Annotated in this window: 17 protein-coding genes; 5 read left to right on the top strand and 12 right to left on the bottom strand. The window is 27.1% G+C overall.

Annotation, left to right across the window (positions count from 1 at the left end; genetic code table 11):
* Nucleotides 1-32 precede the first annotated feature (32 nt).
* The 5 genes from JJC01_09990 to JJC01_09970 form a co-directional block, all read right to left on the bottom strand.
* On the bottom strand, nt 33-2588 hold the full coding sequence (locus JJC01_09990) for an FtsX-like permease family protein (protein UDN56531.1): 2556 nt from the start codon (nt 2586-2588) through the stop codon (nt 33-35).
* The gene (locus JJC01_09985) at nt 2585-3271 is read right to left on the bottom strand and encodes an ABC transporter ATP-binding protein (GenBank protein UDN56530.1); all 687 of its coding nucleotides are present in this window, start codon (nt 3269-3271) and stop codon (nt 2585-2587) included. The genes JJC01_09990 and JJC01_09985 overlap by 4 nt, the downstream gene beginning before the upstream one ends.
* Nucleotides 3272-3354: 83 nt before the next feature.
* Nucleotides 3355-4263: a HAMP domain-containing histidine kinase gene (locus JJC01_09980; GenBank protein ID UDN56529.1), complete on the bottom strand. Its 909-nt coding sequence runs from the start codon at nt 4261-4263 to the stop codon at nt 3355-3357.
* A 2-nt stretch (nt 4264-4265) separates the two neighbouring features.
* The gene (locus tag JJC01_09975; GenBank protein UDN56528.1) at nt 4266-4937 is read right to left on the bottom strand and encodes a response regulator transcription factor; all 672 of its coding nucleotides are present in this window, start codon (nt 4935-4937) and stop codon (nt 4266-4268) included.
* 145 nt (nt 4938-5082) lie between these two features.
* Nucleotides 5083-5727, bottom strand: a complete 645-nt coding sequence (locus tag JJC01_09970) for a TetR/AcrR family transcriptional regulator (GenBank protein UDN56527.1) — start codon at nt 5725-5727, stop codon at nt 5083-5085.
* Nucleotides 5728-6025: 298 nt separating this feature from the next.
* Here JJC01_09970 and JJC01_09965 point away from each other — a divergent pair, with 298 nt between their 5' ends.
* The 5 genes from JJC01_09965 (at nt 6026) to JJC01_09945 (ending at nt 12132) form a co-directional block, all read left to right on the top strand.
* Nucleotides 6026-7090: a 4Fe-4S ferredoxin gene (locus tag JJC01_09965; protein ID UDN56526.1), complete on the top strand. Its 1065-nt coding sequence runs from the start codon at nt 6026-6028 to the stop codon at nt 7088-7090.
* A gap of 156 nt (nt 7091-7246) precedes the next feature.
* Nucleotides 7247-7933: a response regulator transcription factor gene (locus JJC01_09960; protein ID UDN56525.1), complete on the top strand. Its 687-nt coding sequence runs from the start codon at nt 7247-7249 to the stop codon at nt 7931-7933.
* The gene (locus tag JJC01_09955) at nt 7923-8954 is read left to right on the top strand and encodes a HAMP domain-containing histidine kinase (GenBank protein UDN56524.1); all 1032 of its coding nucleotides are present in this window, start codon (nt 7923-7925) and stop codon (nt 8952-8954) included. The genes JJC01_09960 and JJC01_09955 overlap by 11 nt, the downstream gene beginning before the upstream one ends.
* Before the next feature lie 82 nt (nt 8955-9036).
* Nucleotides 9037-9702, top strand: a complete 666-nt coding sequence (locus tag JJC01_09950; GenBank protein UDN56523.1) for an ABC transporter ATP-binding protein — start codon at nt 9037-9039, stop codon at nt 9700-9702.
* Between the two features lie 12 nt (nt 9703-9714).
* Nucleotides 9715-12132, top strand: a complete 2418-nt coding sequence (locus tag JJC01_09945; protein UDN56522.1) for an ABC transporter permease — start codon at nt 9715-9717, stop codon at nt 12130-12132.
* A 114-nt stretch (nt 12133-12246) separates the two neighbouring features.
* Here the strand turns inward: JJC01_09945 and JJC01_09940 are convergent, their stop codons facing one another.
* The 7 genes from JJC01_09940 to JJC01_09910 form a co-directional block, all read right to left on the bottom strand.
* Nucleotides 12247-13038 (bottom strand): class I SAM-dependent methyltransferase, encoded by a 792-nt coding sequence (locus JJC01_09940; protein ID UDN56521.1) that lies wholly within the window; start codon nt 13036-13038, stop codon nt 12247-12249.
* Nucleotides 13039-13070: 32 nt separating this feature from the next.
* Nucleotides 13071-13658, bottom strand: coding sequence for a TetR/AcrR family transcriptional regulator (locus tag JJC01_09935; protein ID UDN56520.1), 588 nt, complete (start codon nt 13656-13658; stop codon nt 13071-13073).
* Between the two features lie 176 nt (nt 13659-13834).
* Nucleotides 13835-15247: a hypothetical protein gene (locus JJC01_09930; GenBank protein UDN56519.1), complete on the bottom strand. Its 1413-nt coding sequence runs from the start codon at nt 15245-15247 to the stop codon at nt 13835-13837.
* A gap of 151 nt (nt 15248-15398) precedes the next feature.
* The gene (locus tag JJC01_09925) at nt 15399-16697 is read right to left on the bottom strand and encodes an acyl-CoA thioesterase/BAAT N-terminal domain-containing protein (protein ID UDN56518.1); all 1299 of its coding nucleotides are present in this window, start codon (nt 16695-16697) and stop codon (nt 15399-15401) included.
* A 357-nt stretch (nt 16698-17054) separates the two neighbouring features.
* A complete protein-coding gene (locus JJC01_09920; protein ID UDN56517.1) occupies nt 17055-17930 on the bottom strand; it encodes a kinase in 876 nt (291 codons plus the stop codon).
* 182 nt (nt 17931-18112) lie between these two features.
* Nucleotides 18113-18799, bottom strand: a complete 687-nt coding sequence (locus JJC01_09915; GenBank protein ID UDN56516.1) for a DUF554 domain-containing protein — start codon at nt 18797-18799, stop codon at nt 18113-18115.
* A 51-nt stretch (nt 18800-18850) separates the two neighbouring features.
* Entirely contained in the window at nt 18851-19390 is a 540-nt protein-coding gene (locus JJC01_09910; protein UDN56515.1) for a prolyl-tRNA synthetase associated domain-containing protein, read from the bottom strand.
* Nucleotides 19391-19447 lie beyond the last annotated feature (57 nt).

Below are 19447 nucleotides of genomic sequence, written 5' to 3'. Positions count from 1 at the left end.
ATAGTTTAATTTATTAATCTTTATTAAGAATTTTAATCTCTATTTATTTCTGAAATAATATCACTCTTTAATATTTGTTTTACTGGAATGATAACTGCAATAATACTAATAGTAATATTTAAAATAATCATACCCACATATAGAGACATATTTATATTGAAAACTGGATTTATATATAAATATACGCGTTTTACTATAAAATAAATCATAGATTGCCCAATAATACTTCCAATTACCATTATAATACTTGCATATAGTCCATATAAAAAACCTTCCCTCATCATCATAATCAAAAACTTATTATCTGTGATTCCCATAGCTCTTAAAATTCCAAATTCATGTCTTCTTGAAAAAACTAAATAACTCACTGTATTGATAATATGAAACAAACTTATGCTTAGAAGTACAAATACGATACCATATATAAACAATAATTTCTGGTTTAAATAAATATTATTTTTTTCAATAGCAATAGTATAATCTGTCACAATACATCGTTTTATATTATGTATAACATTTTTTATTTCTTTAGCTACTTCCATGCTATTGCTTTCTTTCGTCTTTTTTATACTGGCCATATTGTAATTTATGATATTAAAATTACTTTCCATTTGTTCATTTGTCATAACTATATCCATGCCATAATCGCCAATAAAGTATATATTATTTGCCATTACACGTTTTACAGTAGCAGCAACTACAAATTCTTTTACTGTATAATCATTTTTATCTTCTTCTTTAAACTTAATAGTCTCATCAGTAGGTTTCATTGTTTTTGGCACTTTAACTTTGATAGTATCTCCTGGCTTTATGTCAACTGCACCATATATACCAGTACCATCCATAGGAAGTCTAACAATCACTTTATTATTTTTAACCATGTCAGAATTATCAATTTTTCCATCAATAATATAAGGATTTAATCCTTTTAACATGTTAGCATTATATCCATAGATATTTGTCTTTAAAAGGTATCCCCCATCACTTTGTTTAGTGCAAATTCCATTGAAAAAATTCTTTATTCTGTAATCTTTTTCAAGAGGTTTAAAGAAATTTTTCCAAAGTAATTGTTCATCTCTAATGTGTATACCGCCAAAAAAATACCTTACTGGGTGAATACTTGATACACCTTCTACTTCGTTTAGTCTTGAAATTTTATCTTTTGGTATTCCTATATCAAAATCAGTTGTTTGCATAGCTATTTGATAATCAGAATTTAAACCATCATCAGCCTTCATTGTAAGCTCGTTATTATTTCTAGTAAGTTGTATAGAATAGCTAGAACATAGAAAAATAATTCCCCCAAGTGCTAATGAACACAAAATCCCTATAAACATTCCTTTTTTTTGAGTCATATATTTATGAGATAATACTGCTGTAATGTTAGAAAACTTTATACTTTTTATCTCTCTATTCTGTTTACTAATAACTTCAAAATTTTTCATTGACTCAATACTAGAATATTTGCTTAGCTTATATACAACTCGTACAGTGATTAAAATTAACAATAATGCTAAAAACAAAAATCCTAAGTAAATAGATTTTTCACTTATAAAAAATGACCCTGGAATAATATCACTACCTAAGAATATATGAGGAAATTGTTGATGTATTGTTGAAGCTACTCCTATGCCTAAAATACATCCTATAGGAAAACCTATGATAAAAAGTAAAAATAATTCTAAAAACAAGAGTAGTAAAAGTTGCTTATTATTAGCACCTAACACTTCTAAAACGCCATATTGTGATATTCTTTGAAGTATCGAAACATGGAAAATACTATATATTGCTGCTGCACTAAATATTCCAATAATCAAAACAATTGCATTTGTATTTAATTTTAAAGAATTTAAAAATTGAAATACACTATATCTTTCAAAAGTTATTGGAGGTTTTACACCAAATTCACTTGATAAATTCCAGTTTACATAGGAACTTTTTTTCGATATACTAAATTCTCTCATAAATCTAGCACTCTGTTTTTTTATATTTTTATTTTCATCAAATTTTACATAAACCATATAATTACCATTTTCTTCAGAAAATGTAGAACTATCTACAAAGCCCTCTAAAGCAGTTTCTGGATTTAAAATATCAGATAAAATCCCACATAACTTATAAGTTTTTCCGTCTAAATTTATCTCTGTTCCAATTTTTTCTTTTATATTTAAATTATTTAATGAATAGGTATCAAGTGCTATTTCTCCTTCTTTGCTAGGAAGCTTTCCTTTCAATAATTTTCTACCTGTCATATCTAAATAAGATGAATCCACATTTAAAAAATTCATAATGAAAGGTTCATCTATAGAACCTTTAGTATTTGTGATACCAAGTCTATTTACAGTGTATTCATTTGATTTTTTGTCTTTCTTAATTTTTTGTAGTTGTTTATTATCTACCTTAAAATAAAAATGATAATCTCCATTATCCGCTCTTATTTTCTCAATTTTACTTTTATTTGCACTATTTACTAAAGAACCAATTCCTGTCAATAAGGCTACTGATAGTACGATGCTTAAGATTATAGATATAGATTGTTTTTTATAATGTTTAATATATTGAATTGCAAACTTCATTAAAGATATCATAGTATTTCACCACCATTATTTACTACAATTCCATCTTCAATATGTATAATAGAATCGCATATTTGTGCTATATTTTCATTATGTGTTACCATAAGTATTGTTTGGTGAAATTTTGCACTACTTTCTTTTAGTAAACATACTACTTCCATTGTAGTCTTACTATCGAGATTTCCTGTTGGTTCATCAGCTAGTATAAGTGCAGGTTTATTTGCTAAGGCTCTAGCAATTGCTACTCTCTGTTGTTGTCCACCAGAAAGTTCACTTGGAAATTTTAGACGTTTGTCCCAAATACCTAATGTATTCATTAACATTTCAATATAGCTATGATCTACATAATTTCCTTTATCCAATGTAACAGGAAGAGCAATATTATCATAGACATTTAATACTGGTATTAAACTGTAATTTTGAAATATAAAACCTATATTCCTTCTTCTAAATACAGTCAAATCCTTTTTTCTTAATTTAGATATGTTTTTACCCTTAATTATTACATCTCCTGATGATGGGCTATCCAACCCACCTATAATGTTTAATAATGTACTTTTACCAGACCCAGAAGTTCCAACTATAGCAGTAAATGTAGCCTTTTCAATTTCTATGCTTACCCCATTTAGTGCATTGACCTTGTTTTCATATTCTCCATAATGTTTTACTAAATGATTCGTCACTAATATACTCATTTTATTTCTCCTTTCAACATAACTTAAAATATAAGTTCTTATAAGATATTGTAAGTGACGATAATTACACCCATCCTACAAAGTTAATTTAAACTCTTACAATTTTGTAAGAAGATACTAAAACAACTTCCGCTTCCTAATTTGGATTCTACTATAATATTCCCTTTTTCTTTTTCTAAAATTAATCTTGTAAGATAGAGACCAATTCCTGTACCATTTTGATTTTCAACATTTTTACCTCTATAAAATCGTTTAAAAATATTGTTCAACTCTTTACCATCAATGCCTATTCCTTCATCTTTGATTATAATTTTAGTATATAGTTCCATTTTTTCTACAGAAATAGTAATCATACTATTTGATGGTGAATATTTTATTGCATTTTCTAAGACATTTACAATTGCCTCTATAGTCCATTTTTTATTATGAAATAACTTTATATCTGAAAATATTTCTAAATTTATTTTTATGTTTTTAGATTCTGCTTTATTAAAAACAGTACTAATACTTTGAACAATAGTGTCTTTAATTAGTAGTTCTTCTGCTTCAAATTTGATAACCCCATCTTCTAATTTAGTCATCTTAAATAGAGACTCTAATAACCAGTCAATTTTAAAAGTTTGATTTTTCATTTTTTGTAAAAATTCTACTTTTTTTGATGTAGGAAGATTACTATTTTCTAAAAGTTCACAGTAAATGGTAATATTTGAAAGTGGTGTTTTTAATTGATGTGACATATTTGAAATTAAACTTTTAATTGCTTCCTTTTCTGATTTTGACTGCTCTACTTCTATCTCTATCATATCTTTAACTTTTTTTACTTGGTAAGAAATTTTTGATATTCTTGTATCTTTTGTATCTGGATAAGAAATTTCTTTACCTTCCAATAATTGATTTAGCATTAGACTTAATTCGTCACATGTATTTTGACTTTTTTTAATAGTTATTATAGCTATAATTATCATACATATTGCAACAAATAATAGTAACATATTTATTCCACCTCATTCCATAGATAGCCCATTCCATAAGCTGTTTTTATATACTTTGGATTAGATGGATTATCCTCTACCTTCATTCTAAGTCTTCTTATATTTACAGATATAATATTCTCATCAACATAATTTTCTTCACTATCCCATATATGATGTAAAATTTGTTCCTTCAATAATATTTGTCCTTTATTCTCAATTAAATAATTAATAAGCTTATATTCTACAGCACTAAGTTCCAAATCTACTTCATTTTTATACACCTTTAATAACTTTTGGTCTAATCTTATACCATTAGAATACAGCACTTTATTATTTGATTTTTTTCTTATTGCTACTTTAACCCTCGCTTTTAATACAGACAAAGAAAACGGCTTTGTGATATAATCATCTAAACCTATTTCTAATCCTGTTACCTCATCAATCTCTGAATCTCTTGCAGTAAGCATTATAATTGGAATATCTGACATTTCTCGTATTTGCTTACATATATCAAATCCATTTCCGTCTGGCAGATTACAATCTAAAATTATAAAATCTATATTTTTATTATTAAATATATGTAAGCCCTCTTGTTTTGTATAAGCTTTTAAAACATTAAATCCTTCACTTTCAAAAGCATAAAAAAGACCTTCATTTAAGTTTGTATCATCTTCAATAATTAATAAATTCAATTTTCTACTCCTTTTATTTTTAAACTTTTAAAATAGTATTTCTTCTTATCTTTTGTTAAAAATATATTGATACACCTATTTTACTAAAAAAACTGTAATTAAATTTGTTTTTTCTCAAATCTAGTTACAGTTTTTTATTTATAGACTATTCACCTTTAGAACATTCTCTATAAAAGGCTTTAATTGATTTTAAATCATTATCAGTTATAATATGTACACCACTTGCACTTAATAAATTAGCAAGACACTCAATACGTTTGAAATGTTTTTCTGTACTCTCATTAAACAATACTGGGTCTAACCAAATATTTATTAATATTATAAATACTTCAGACATTTCGTTTGGATAATCAGTTTTAAAAATGCCTTCTTCAACACCTTGTTTTATTAAGCAAGATAGTAAAGGGGTCATTTCAAGCGTAGATGCTCTTATACTCTTCATAAATAAGATAGGTTTTTTTTGGAGGCACATATAATCAATCAATTTTTTCCTTATTTCTGAACTAGATATGTGTAAGATAAATTCAGACACTTTTTCTCTAATCGTAAAGTTAGGATTATTTAATATTAACTTTAAATTTTCCATCTCTACTTTTAAATTACTTGATATAATCTCTTCGAACAGGAGTTCTTTATCTTTAAAATGGTAGTATACAGATTCTTTAGATATATCAAGAGTATCCACAATTTGTTGCATAGTTACATCATCATAGTCATTTTCTTCGAATATTTTCCACGCAACGTCTAATATCTGACTTCTCATCTTGTCAGAATGTTTATTTCTTGACATATAAATTCACTTCTTTCTTTATCAATTTATATTAATTGTTCATACATTTATTATAATAAGATTTTTTACAGTATGTCAATACACACCATTTAAAGACAACAAATCGTATTTATTCTTAAATTTCTTATTATTTATCATTAATATAATTTATATGTAAAAATATTATAAAACATATATAAATACATATTATTTAATTTAATGACGCTTAAATTGAAAATATAACCTTATTCTTATATAATTAAATTATGTAAGGATAAGGTTATATGATTTAATTATACTTTTACTAGGGGGAATAGAATTGAAAAGGGTTGATGAAAGAAATACTATGTTTGCAAGAGCAAATTATAAAAAAAATGGTTTTGCTTATAATGACTATTATGAGAAAAATCCTGAAAAAAAAGAAGTTGATGATAGTATAAGAAGTAGACCAAATTTATGTAGTGAAGGAACTATGACTTATAATGAGATAAATTCTCCAATGGCAAGTAGTGCATTTGACTTTTTATCTGATATAAAATCACTATGTGAAGGAAAAGTTTGTGACAATAAAGTGGATGTAGATGCAAAATCTATGACTAAAAAGATAAAAGGGTTTGCAAAGCAATATGGAGCTTCTGTGGTTGGTATAACTAGATTAAAAGATTATCATATTTATACAAATAGAGGTAGACATGAAGAAAACTATGGTGAGGAAGTTAATCTATCTCACAAATATGCAATTGTATTTGGATGTGAAATGGATAAAGAAATGATAAACAGAGCCCCGATGATATGTGAAGTTATAGAAACTTCAAAATGTTATGTAGATGCATCTATTGTTGGCATGATTTTAAGTTATTACATAAGAAACCTAGGATATGATGCTAGAAATCATATGGATGCTAATTATCTAGTAATGCCTGTTTTTATAGCTCGTGATGCTGGATTGGGTGATATAGGAAGAAACGCAATACTTACAAATAAAGATTATGGTTCTAGACTTAGACTAGGGGTTGTTACTACAGATATTCCACTTATAGAAGATGAATATGTTGATTTTGGACTTGAAGACTTTTGCAAAGTATGTAAAAAATGTTCTTTTAATTGCCCTTCTCACTCACTTTCTAATGATATTAAAATTGGTGATGATGGAAAATATAATTGGGTGATTGAACATGAAACATGTTACATTAAATGGAGATATTTAGGCACAGACTGTGGTATGTGTATATCTGCTTGCCCATTTAGCCAAAACCTTGAAACTATAAAAAACACTACTTCTTTTAAAGGCAATAATGAGCTTATTGAGAAAGCTTTGGATGAATATACTTCAAAATTTGGTAAAAGAATATTTGTACCTGGAAATCCATCTTGGTTAAAATAATTTTATATATTTAATAAATAGTCTGTCCCATGATAAATTCTAGGACAGATTATTTATTAAGTATTTTATTTATATGAATATAATATGATAATTTAGCAACATTTTGATTATATAATTAGCTTTATATAGAATATTAAACATAAAAGGAGTGAATATATGAAAAAAATATTAGTAGTGGAAGATGATACTATATTAAATAAAACACTATCGTACAACTTAAATGAAGAGGGATATATGGTTATTTCAAAATTCACAGCTATATCTTCTTTAGAATCTATTGTTAAACACAAATTTGATTTAATTATTTTAGATGTTAATCTACCAGATAGAAGTGGATTTGATTTGTGCAAGAAAATTAAAGAAAATTATGATATCCCTATAATTTTTTTAACTGCCAATGATATGGAATATGATATGATTAAAGGTTATGAACTTGGAGCTTTGGATTATATAACAAAACCATTTAATATCAATGTGTTTAAACAAAAAGTAAGAGCACTTTTAAATCATATTACAACAAAAACAAAACAAGATTGCTATGATGATGGATATCTCAAGATTAACTTTTCTGAGTTCTGTGCATATATAAATGACAATCAAATTGTATTTACACCATTAGAATATCGTACTTTAAAACTATTTATTGAGAATCCCAAAAACATTCTAACAAGAAAAATACTTTTAGAAAAACTTTGGGATATAGATGCTAATTTTGTAGATGAACATACTTTGACATCTGTTATAAGTAGAATTAGAAGTAAAATTGAAAAAGATGGCTCTCAATACATTAAAACAGTATATGGTATGGGATACATGTGGATAGGTGAAAAAAATGAATTTTAAAAATTTTTCTTTTAATACTATTTATTTAATAATTGCTGTTAGTATGGCTCTTACAGCTATTCTATTCAATATAGCAATTTATATAATAACTAATGATTTTAAAATAGTTGTTCTATTATTGATATACACAATAATATTCTCTGGTTTTATATTATTAATCATGCTCTTACTTCATAAAAAAATAACTCTATTTTGCTCTGAGATATGTTTAACCTTAGATAAGATGATGAATAGTAAAGATAATCTGGAAATTACTTTGGAGGAAGAAACACTTTTGTCACGTATTAATCATAGACTGATTAGAATGTATGAAGTCATTCAAGAAAATCGCCACAATATTGCTATGGAAAAAGCTGATTTACAAGAATTAGTTTCTGATATCTCTCATCAAATCAAAACTCCTATTGCAAATTTAAAGATAATTAATAATACTCTACTGAATCAGAATCTTAAAACTGAAATTCAAAATGAGTTTTTGATGGATATGCAAGGTCAATTAGATAAATTAGAATTTTTAATGCAGTCTATGATAAAAACTTCAAGACTAGAGACAGGTATAATTTCATTATCTAAAAAAAAGAATTCGATTTATGAAACAATTGCGACTTCACTTAGTGGAATTTTATTTGATGCTGAAAAAAAGGACATTGAAGTTACAGTTGATTGTGATTCAAACTTATATATATGTCATGACAAAAAATGGACTTCTGAAGCTATTTTCAATATATTAGACAATGCAGTGAAGTACACAAGTCCTAAAGGTAAGATACATATATCTACAGAATGCTGGGTTATGTATGCTAAAATAGATATTACTGATACTGGAAAAGGCATATCAGAAAGTCACCAAGCAGAAATTTTTAAGAGATTCTATCGTGAGGAAGATGTACATGATATAGATGGTATTGGAATTGGTCTATATCTTTCAAGAAAAATTGTATCTCTTCAAGGTGGATATATCAAAGTTACATCAAAAATTGAAGAAGGCTCTACTTTTTCTATATTTTTACCTAATAAATAAATTTTTAAATATTTTATTTGTGATAATTCTGCAACATTTTGATTATATACTGTATTTACAATATATAAAGGAGGTCTTTATAGTGAGTATTTTACAAGTAACAGACTTAAAAAAATATTATGGGAGAAATTCAAACATTACAAAAGCTCTTGATGGTGTGAGCATATCTGTTGAAAAAGGTGAATTTATTTCTATTGTAGGTACATCTGGTAGTGGTAAATCTACATTATTAAATATTATGGGAGGTTTAGATAATCCTACATCTGGAAATGTCATTATAAGAGGAAAGGATTTATCAACTATGAATGATGAACAACTTACAATTTTTCGACGTAGAAATATAGGTTTTATATTTCAAAATTATAATCTTGTTCCTTTACTTAATGTATATGAAAATATCATTTTACCAATTGGATTGGATGGTGAAACACTAGATAAAGACTTTATAAATGAAATTATAAGTTTACTTGCACTAGATGAAAAATTATATGATGTACCAGGTAATCTTTCTGGAGGACAACAGCAACGTGTTGCTATTGCAAGAGCACTTGTGACGAAGCCTGCTATTATACTTGCTGATGAACCAACAGGTAATCTTGACAGCAAAACGAGTGCAGATGTATTAGGCTTACTTAAGATGACAAGTGAGAAATTTAACCAAACAATTGTAATGATTACCCATAATAATGAAATTGCACAATTAGCAGATAGAATCGTTCGTATTGAAGATGGAAAAATTTATAACTAGGAGGTGAAATATATGTTTAAAAATAATAATGGTGCTTTCATTAGAAAAATAGCATTGAATGATTTAAAAATTAATAAACTTAAATTTTTTCTTTCAGGTATTATTATAATGATTTCCACATGTTTATTATTAACAACTACTTTAGTTTCATATAATGGCTCTATGGATTTGGTTAATTCATCTCCCTATCATGCGAGATATCAATCTGTAAATGAAAAATCAAAAACATTATTACAGCAAAATAAAAACTTTAGTAGTGTAGGAGTTTATAAGTCACTTGGTAGTGAGATAAAATCAGATTATAGAATGTCAATGATATATGTAGATAACACTGCAATTGAGCTTCTGAATTTTCAACTATTAAAGGGCGGTATGCCAACAAATAAATATGAAATTGCTATTTCAGAAAAATATCTATCTGAACTTGGCTTGAATAAAGACCTTGGAGATAGCATTACATTAAAATATCGCGACAATATTACTAACAAAGAAATACAAAACGATTTTATTATTGTTGGATTTGTAGAAAATTACTATCAAGATAATGCTAAGCAATACTATACAGTTGTTTCCAATGATTATCTCAAGGATATGGCTTCTACACCTTTACAAATCAAAAGTAATAATTTTAATGAAGCAACTCCAAACACTGTAGATGTATTAGTTAGATTATCAAAAGAAAATACAGAAAAATCCCCTACTTTAATTAAGACTCAATTAAGTGAAATTGGTTCCTCTTTAAATATTAAAAAACATAATATATATTTAAATGATAATTATATTGAATCAAATTTAATTGATGGTGAACAAGTTATTACAGTTTTAATAGTAGGAGTAATTATTCTTTTTTCTAGTTTGTTTGTTATTTATAGTATTTTTTATATTTCAGTTGTTAATTCAGTTCAAATGTATGCAAAGTTGAAAGCACTTGGTATGACTTCTTTTCAGTTGAAAAAGATTATTTACCTACAAGGAAATATTTTATCTATTATTTTTATTCCAATAGGCATTATATCTTCCTGCATAATTACATATATAATTCAGCCTTTAGCATGGCAAATGACTACTGACTTATTTATTATTCTAGTATTATCAATAGTAATATTTTTGACTGTAAGAATTTCTTTAAATAAGCCAGCTAGAATTATTTCAAAAACTTCCGCTATTGAAGCTATGCAATACACAGAAATTAAATCTAGAAATAAAATTAAAACACTTAATTATATAAATATTAAAAATTTAGCACTAAAAAATATTGAGGTAAATAGAAAGAAAAATTTAATAGCATTGATTTCATTGAGTATTAGTGGAATATTATTTATTTCAATTGCTAGTCTGTCTAATTCTATAGATTTTAATAAACAGATGTCTCAGACATTCGTTTATAATGAAAATTATATTATTGGAAATAAAATTGACAATTTGTATGAACGAATTACACAAATTCAGCAAAATAATCCATTTACAAACACTCTTAGAAATGAAATCAAATCAATTTATGGAGTACAAAAAGTAATTGAATCTAAAGGAATAAAATGTGAAGTTATATACCCTTCTATTAAGGATAAAGATGGAAGTAATGTTACAACTTTGATTGAAAGTGTCACACCAGAGCTTGCAAAATCATTCCAAAAGTATATTGTAAATGGTAAAGTTGATTATAAGCAATTGGATTCAAACAGCTTGATTGTAAATAAATATAGGACAAAATCTTATGGAGTTGATTTGAAAATTGGAAATACAATTACATTTAATATATTTAGTGGAAATGACATCATCAAAAAACAAATGAAAATAGTTGGAATAATTGATAATTCAAATACAGGATGCATGTTCTTTACTTCAGACAAGGCTTTAGATAAAATAACACCATATAATACAAATTTACATTTTTCAATTTTATCCGATAAAAAGTATTCAAAAGAAGTTGAAGAAAAACTATTAAATATTATTCAAAATAATTCAAATTTAATCCTTTATTCATATGATAGCGATTATAAAATGCTAACTAGAGCTTTTAAGTATATGATTATAGCTGCATATGTATTTGTTGGTTTAATTTCCTGTTTTGGTATCCTTAATATGACAAATATCCTTGTAAATAGTGTATTAACTAGAAAAAAAGAGTTTGCCTTACTTCAGGCGGTTGGAATGACAAAAAAACAGTTGCGCAAAATGCTCTATCGAGAAGGTTTAAATTTGAGTATTAAAGCTGTATTTGTATCAATTACATTGGGTTATTGTGGTTCAAAATTACTCTGCTTTTTTATAAAAGATGTTGTTAGATTAGACTTCATTAGTTTCAATTTCTCTATACTTTCTATTTTAATTTTTTCATTTATATTAATAGGCATGCAAATATTAATAATTGAATTCCTTATAAGAAATCTAGAAAAACAATCAATTACAAAACGTTTACGCTCTCAATAAAAATATATATAAAAATAGCTACTTTTATACTACACTCAACATAGATTTTCAAGATTTAGAGGGTCTGAAAACTTTGATTTTACGACCCTCTGTTTGTTTTTTAACTTCTATTATTTATTTTCTGAATATATCAATAGCATGACTCGTAACGCCTATTAAATCTTCGCGTTCACAAGTAGCAAAGTGATATTTCAAATATAACTCAAATTCTTCATCATCCATAGCATCGACTGCTTCACGCATACATAGGGCTAAACCATCCGATGCGACGTAATGCAGTCTTGTTACAGGAAAAACAGCCATCAAATCGTCAATGTTTTCTTTACGGACAAGTTCAAACAAATCCTTAGGACCTGACTTGGTAGCAAATGTCTGTGGGTCAATCAAGCCCTTTTCAATATATTCAGCTACATTGATATTTCCTCGGTTGAACCCTTCATCAATAAGGCAGCCATCAGATATAACATATGCAGCAAAAATCACACCACCATGTTTTGTTACACGGATAGCCTCATGTAGAGCTTGTTGTTTATCCTCTTTGCTATAAAGATGATACAACGGACCTAACAACAATGTAATGTCATATTCATTGTCTGAGAAAGCAGACAAATCCATAGCATTACCTTGAGTAATAGTTATATTTTCATTTGATTGAATATTTTTACGGAAAATTTCTATGTTATGTTCGACCAATTCGACTGCATCAACGTCATATCCCTGACGTGCCAGCGTGTGAGAATATCGACCAGTTGCAGCACCAATTTCAAGCACACGGTCGCTAGGTTTTAAGTACTTTTCAATATAATGCATAGTAGTTAGGAATTCAACTGTTCCATGCTTTAATGCCAACCGACTATCTTCGTCGTAATTATTGTAAAAATCAATTAAGTATTGGTTTATTTTCATATTGCACCCCCTTATGTATTAGTTAGTAAACATCAAATAGATAAATTCCAATCCTTTTTTTCTTGTCTTATAAAAGCTGATAATATATTTTTCAACATTTTTTCGGCACTATTTCTATCTAATGTCAATTTTTTCGTTGCTGTTAAGACAGCTATGCCATGAGTATAAAGAAATAAATCTAAAAATATGACTTTTGCACATTCTAACTCTATTCCAATACTTTCAGAAAAAAGCCTTGCCTTTTTTTCATTATCAATTTCTTTGTAGAAATCATTTGGATCTTCCATCATCAAATCTAAATCGTTTATAAACAACAACTTAAATAAATGTGTTTCTTCTTGAGCAAATTCAATGTATGAAAGTGGAAGTAATAAATATTGACTGACATTTTCAGAATTATGATAATTAATAACATACTGATTATAGTATTCATATGCAAAAGCAAGAAATTCACCTTTTAATTCATCCATATTTTCATAGCAAGTAAAAATTGGTCGAGTGGAACATTGTAATTTACTTGCGATACTCCTTGCATTTACAGTTTCAAATCCTGTTTCTCTTGTAATATCCAAGACAATATTCAAAATCATTTCTTTCGTTATTTTTGCTTTAGGTGGCATATAAATTCACTTCTCCATTAAATTTTTATAAAATACATACGTTATATAACAATTGTTGCACATTAAAAAAATTATGTCAAGAAATAGTTTTGCATTTTTTATCATTCCTGAAGCTGACAAATAAAATATGAGTTGCAATTAATCTATTAATAGACGATTGCAACTCATATTTTACTTTAAATACTTTTCTTTTTACATGATATTTCATATACATAATCTTCTGATGAATTAATATCACTTTCTTTTGAATTAATATTACTTTCTTTTCTTTTTTTAGAATCAATTAAGACAAAATATAGTATAAAACCTACAACAAGTCCCCAGGTTCCACCTTTAGCAGCAATCACGCCACCCATCAGCCCAATTAATCCTCTCTCTACGCCAGTATCACATAGTTCCATTGATAGTTTAGTACATAAGTAACCTTGAACTAAAAGTGTCACTGATAATGCTAATGGTATAAGAGGCGTAGCTATTTGGGCAATTGGATAAAAGCAGATAAAAATAGCTGAAACCCATACCAACGTACCCATACCACTAAAAATAGACTGCATTGCTTCCTTTCCAACCTTATATCTTTGAGCAACACTTCCAGTAAGAGTTGCAGCTAATGGACCACACATAGCTATATATGGAGAAATAACTGCCATAACAATATTTCTTATCCCACTTATAATATTAGACCTATTAGAATTAAAATCAATATACTCATCTGTTCTGTTTTTACTTTCAGAAAGAACTAAATTTTCACCTGTTATAAAATCACCAAATGCAATTATATATATCATGAAAGCCATTGGCAATCCTTGTATAAATAATATTAGACTTGGAAAACCTATTCCAAAAGGAGATACTGTATCTATTAATTTTTGAAAATCCATTATATAAATAATATTTTCAAAATTAAAGCTAGGAATTCCTATTTCTTTACTAAATATTCCTATAATTAAACTCACTAAAATAGCTGGAACTACTCCATATTGACCTAATCGAAATAAAAACTTATTCTTTACTTTTAGAGCATCGAATTTTTCAGAAAACATTACAAAGCAAGCAACTAAAATCCCAACTGTTATAGATATTGGATAAGATTCAAATCTGCCTTTAGGGCTAAATTCTGCTATTACAGTTGATATACCAACTCCCATAAGTATTCCACCTTTGATGGAATTTGGGATTCTATTTACTAGTTTTCCAGCTATACCTGTTATACCCATTAAAATAAATATAATTCCTAAATCTATTTGTAAAGCTGTTAATGCTTGTATTCTTTCAATACCAATATTGAACTTTAACAAATATGCAGTTGTAAGAGTTATAGAAGCTGTAATCCAGCCAGGAACTACTGGGTCTCCCATAAAAACATGCAGGCAATACAATATTGAGTTAATGATAGCCATACTCCATGCTACTTCATAGGGTAATCCTAATATTTGCGTGCTAAGTCCAATAGTTCCTAAGCTTGTCATACTTGATATTATGCCTTGAATAGCTTCCGGTTTCTCAAATCTGTAATGTATAAACGGAATTCGTATCTTAAACATTCCAAATTTTATGTGAGGCTGTTCACTTCTAGTGAGTCTTTCCATAATTTCACTCCACCTTTCAATAACTCTTATTAATTGTTTATAAATTATCAATCTTGTTAAAACTAGTATATAACATATAAATTACATAAACAATAAATTAAAATTGTAAAATTGATAGATTTTGTGCATATATATAAAGATATATCCATTTTTATTTTTTTATATCGATTGATAAAGGTTCTTTATAAAATTCAATAGTTCTTTTCCATGATTCAAACTGTCCTTTTGCATTACCTTTTACAGTTCCTCCTGAAGAAAATATTCCTCCAGCCATATTCATAGATAAAGTTTCACTTAGAGGTACAATATATGGAATTGGTAAAGGATGTCCCATCTTATCATATGTTAATAGTTCCACATTATATTGGTAGTTATTTCTTTTAAGTTTTTCTATGATTTCTACACAACCATCATAACTATTCCAAATATTATCTTCTTTTCCAGAAATCATAAGAATGTCAGCTTCAGAATTTTCTACTTTTATCCTAGCCTCTTCTTTATTGTCTGCCCTTTCAATACTTTTCTTATAAGTACTGGCAAATCCAAATGGAATTCCTTTTTCTATATCTTTTTTCTGGTCTTCAAAGAATATATTATTGTCTACCTTGATATATGGAAGTGGCTTACCTTTATATGACCATGATGAAGTATCTTTTCCATTCATTTGTCCATCAAGTGCTTGAAAACAATACGCATGAGGCTGTGATACTACTACTTTTTTAATTTGTTTATATCTTGAAGCAAGTAAAAGTGCTAACTCACCACCTTTTGATGTCCCATGTACAAATATTTCTTTAGTATTAGTGATTTCATCTTCACTAATCCATTTAAATATTTTTTCAAAGTATTCTAATGGTACTTCTTCTAACTTACTTGGCAATCCTTCTAGAGCAAAATAAGCAACTGCTAGTACATTGAACCCTCTAGATGCAAGTGGAGCTGCCAGGAGTTCTAAAGCATCTAAATTTCCATCAGAACCCCCTAAAACTAAAATTGTTTTATTACTAGAGTTTTGTTTATAAAATAATTTTCCTATAAATTCATCAGATATATCTTTTGTGATAATATCTTCTGTTTTGAACAATCTCTTCAACTTAACTTCTTTTCTTTCAATATCAGATTCAAATATCATATTCATGATTATTGGTTTATCAATAGATATATTTTCTGCAAAATTTTCACCTTCAGTTTTTGATTTTTTCAGAGAATATATTAACCCCATGCAGTCAGTAGTTTTATAAGTCCCTTCTACAGGTTCAATTGAATCTAAATCCACTTCTCCTTTTTCATTTGAATAAAATACCCCATAAGATGAGAATTCCTCTCCTTTACACCATGGAAATTCCATTTTCATAGATACTCTTAATTTACTATTTGGAATTAAGCCTGAAACTATAACTTTAATTTTATCATCTACAAGTGATTCTGCATTGTATATATTTACTTTCATAATTGATTCCTCCATGTAATAATTATTGCTCATGATTTATATATTTGAAATAGCTTTCTTTAGCAAGCTATGAATAATCCAAATATAAGACATCATGTTGACTATTTCATTATATCAACTCGAACCAATTTAGTCAATATATTGTCTTTTCTATTTACTTAAAATTATTTTAGTAATATGAGCTATTCGTAATTTAAAATTTTGCTTATATTGAGTGATAGAAAAAATAAAACCACTCCTTTAAAGAAATGGTTTTATCTAGAAAATATAAATTATTTTTTAGTAAGCTTAATAAGTATTTTTTATTTAAAATTTTAGTACAAACATGTATTTCTTTATTTATAAATTTTACAAAATTTATGCATTGGCAAAAGTGTATATGGCATTAACCCTTGCTATATATAGATTTTCATCACTACAACCAATATATTTAGCATACTTTTCAATCTTCTCTCTTGCATTTTCAGCATCACTTTCATCGCTCTCTACTAGTTCATTTATATAAAGGTCCATTAAAGAAGCCTTATATTCTTTTATATTATATCCTAAAAATTCAGTTAATCTTTCAATCTCCTTACTAAAATCTCCATCTTCCTTTACCAAAAACTCGTATACATCTTCTCTATATGGATTTAATGTTATTATTTGTTTTACAACCTTACACTCATCTGCTTTTCCAATAAAACCATCTTTGTAATTATTAAACAAGGCATTAGATTTTTTTATAGATTCTTCATCAATATAAGAATGGACTTCACTGACTCTATTTTCTATAAGCGCATCTATTACAGCATAATGAATTTTGAAACAATCATTATACAAATAATTGCTCATTTTTTTTACTGTAGATTCTATTTCTAAAAAATTTGCATGATTATTTTTTTTATTCTTATTTGGTATGATAAAAGTTTTATTTAAGTTATTAAAAAGCCTTTTAAAATCTAAATATTTTTCACAATAAACACTTTTAAAGGTATCAATATCTATAGTTATAATTCCAAAACTCACTATAGTCTCGATTCCTTTCTTAAAAGATTCCTCTATATATTTTTCTCCTAGATTTAGACCTCTATCTGATATTTGTTTTAGATTTTGAAAATTATTTAAACAATCTCTCTCAAAGTTTTTAGAAATTTCTAAAGCATACAATTTAAAAATTTTTCTTATCTTATTATAATTATTTTTTGTATCATCAAACCTGATAATAGCTCCATTTACATCAAATGTAATCATTGAGTTTTAACCTCCCCCATTAGTTTCATCAATAAAATAAATTTAATATAAACTTTATAATCATAATATTAAACTTATTTCTACTATAATTATTAATTTGATGATGAAAGCCATTTTCCTTCTAAATAAAAAATTTGTCTAAAGTTTTTAAAAAAATTAGACAAACTTTAAGTTTTTAATCTCTAAATTACTCCAAATACACCAAATAATATTGGTATAAATATGGCTGGTAATAGATTTGCTACTTTTATATTTGTTAGCTTAAGTACATTTAAACCAAGTCCTATAATTAATAAACTTCCTGCAGCTGTCATTTCTGTAACTACAGGGTCACTTAAAAATCCATTTAAAAATGATGCCCCTAAACATATAATACCTTCATATAAAAATACAGATACAGCAGAAAACATTACACCTATACCTAAAGAAGCTGTAAATATAACAGAAGCTATCCCATCTATTACTGATTTTACAAATAAAGTATCATGGCTTCCTGTAAGTCCACTTTCTAACGAACCAACTACTGCCATAGCCCCTATACAAAATAACAAACTAGATGATATAAAACCTTCAGCAATAGAATCCTTTTTATTGCCTTTAGAAAACCTACTCTGCAAAAATGCACCTAATTTATTTACCCATTTATCAATATCTATTAACTCTCCTATTAAAGCTCCTAAAGCTATAGATATTATTGTCACTAGTGTATTCTTTCCCTCTAGTGCTCCTGATATCCCTATATATAATACACATAGGGCAATTCCATTCATTATAGTATCACTTACTCTTTGAGGTAAACCACCTTTGATTATAAGACCTACTATACACCCACCTGCGATTGCTAGACTATTTGCTATTACTCCAAACATTTTTTCTCCCCTCGATTAGTTAATTAAATTTTGCTTAAGTTCATTAAAAACTTAAATGTCAATGATTTGTAGTGGATATTCCAAATATTCCAAAAATTTTTCAAATCCTTTTTTTGATATATTTACAGTTTTAGTATTTATATTTGGATGAAAATTTAAATACTCTTCTTTAATTACATCCTCATCTATGTAAAGCTCTACTTTTCTTTCTGTATCATTTACTAATGAAAAAGGATTTACACTTCCAGGAAGAAGTTTAAGTACATTGTATAATCTTTCAGGCGAAGCAAATGATAACCTAGAACTTCCTATTTTTTCTTTAACTGAATTTAAATCAACATGTTTATCCCCTCTAACTACAATTAGATAGTATTTGTTTCCTTTAGCATTTCTTAAAAATAAATTTTTACACTGACATCCTTTTGTTATATCATTTAAAATTACTAACTGCTCTGCTGTATATACAGCTTCATGTTCTACTACCTCATATTTAATATTTAACTTATCTAAAATATTGTATATTTTAGTTTCATTTAAATTTACTTCAGTTGCATCTGATAATTCTGTTATTTTATCTTTTACATCACTCATCATGCTATATTCTCCTTTAATACTTTGTATATTACACTTCTCCTGTTTTATAGTAAA

It is taken from the genome of Clostridioides sp. ES-S-0010-02 (assembly GCA_020641055.1).
Lineage (GTDB): Bacteria > Bacillota > Clostridia > Peptostreptococcales > Peptostreptococcaceae > Clostridioides.
Note: the sequence above shows the minus strand (reverse complement) of the source record. Positions and strands in the feature narration are given on the sequence as shown.

Excerpts from the sequence above, each read along its gene's own strand:
- JJC01_09990 (UDN56531.1), bottom strand. The coding sequence starts at position 2,588 with ATGATATCTTTAATGAAGTTTGCAATTCAATATATTAAACATTATAAA.
- JJC01_09985 (UDN56530.1), bottom strand. The coding sequence starts at position 3,271 with ATGAGTATATTAGTGACGAATCATTTAGTAAAACATTATGGAGAATAT.
- JJC01_09980 (UDN56529.1), bottom strand. The coding sequence starts at position 4,263 with ATGTTACTATTATTTGTTGCAATATGTATGATAATTATAGCTATAATA.
- JJC01_09970 (UDN56527.1), bottom strand. The coding sequence starts at position 5,727 with ATGTCAAGAAATAAACATTCTGACAAGATGAGAAGTCAGATATTAGAC.
- JJC01_09960 (UDN56525.1), top strand. The coding sequence starts at position 7,247 with ATGAAAAAAATATTAGTAGTGGAAGATGATACTATATTAAATAAAACA.
- JJC01_09955 (UDN56524.1), top strand. The coding sequence starts at position 7,923 with ATGAATTTTAAAAATTTTTCTTTTAATACTATTTATTTAATAATTGCT.
- JJC01_09945 (UDN56522.1), top strand. The coding sequence starts at position 9,715 with ATGTTTAAAAATAATAATGGTGCTTTCATTAGAAAAATAGCATTGAAT.
- JJC01_09940 (UDN56521.1), bottom strand. The coding sequence starts at position 13,038 with ATGAAAATAAACCAATACTTAATTGATTTTTACAATAATTACGACGAA.
- JJC01_09935 (UDN56520.1), bottom strand. The coding sequence starts at position 13,658 with ATGCCACCTAAAGCAAAAATAACGAAAGAAATGATTTTGAATATTGTC.
- JJC01_09930 (UDN56519.1), bottom strand. The coding sequence starts at position 15,247 with ATGGAAAGACTCACTAGAAGTGAACAGCCTCACATAAAATTTGGAATG.
- JJC01_09925 (UDN56518.1), bottom strand. The coding sequence starts at position 16,697 with ATGAAAGTAAATATATACAATGCAGAATCACTTGTAGATGATAAAATT.
- JJC01_09920 (UDN56517.1), bottom strand. The coding sequence starts at position 17,930 with ATGATTACATTTGATGTAAATGGAGCTATTATCAGGTTTGATGATACA.
- JJC01_09915 (UDN56516.1), bottom strand. The coding sequence starts at position 18,799 with ATGTTTGGAGTAATAGCAAATAGTCTAGCAATCGCAGGTGGGTGTATA.
- JJC01_09910 (UDN56515.1), bottom strand. The coding sequence starts at position 19,390 with ATGAGTGATGTAAAAGATAAAATAACAGAATTATCAGATGCAACTGAA.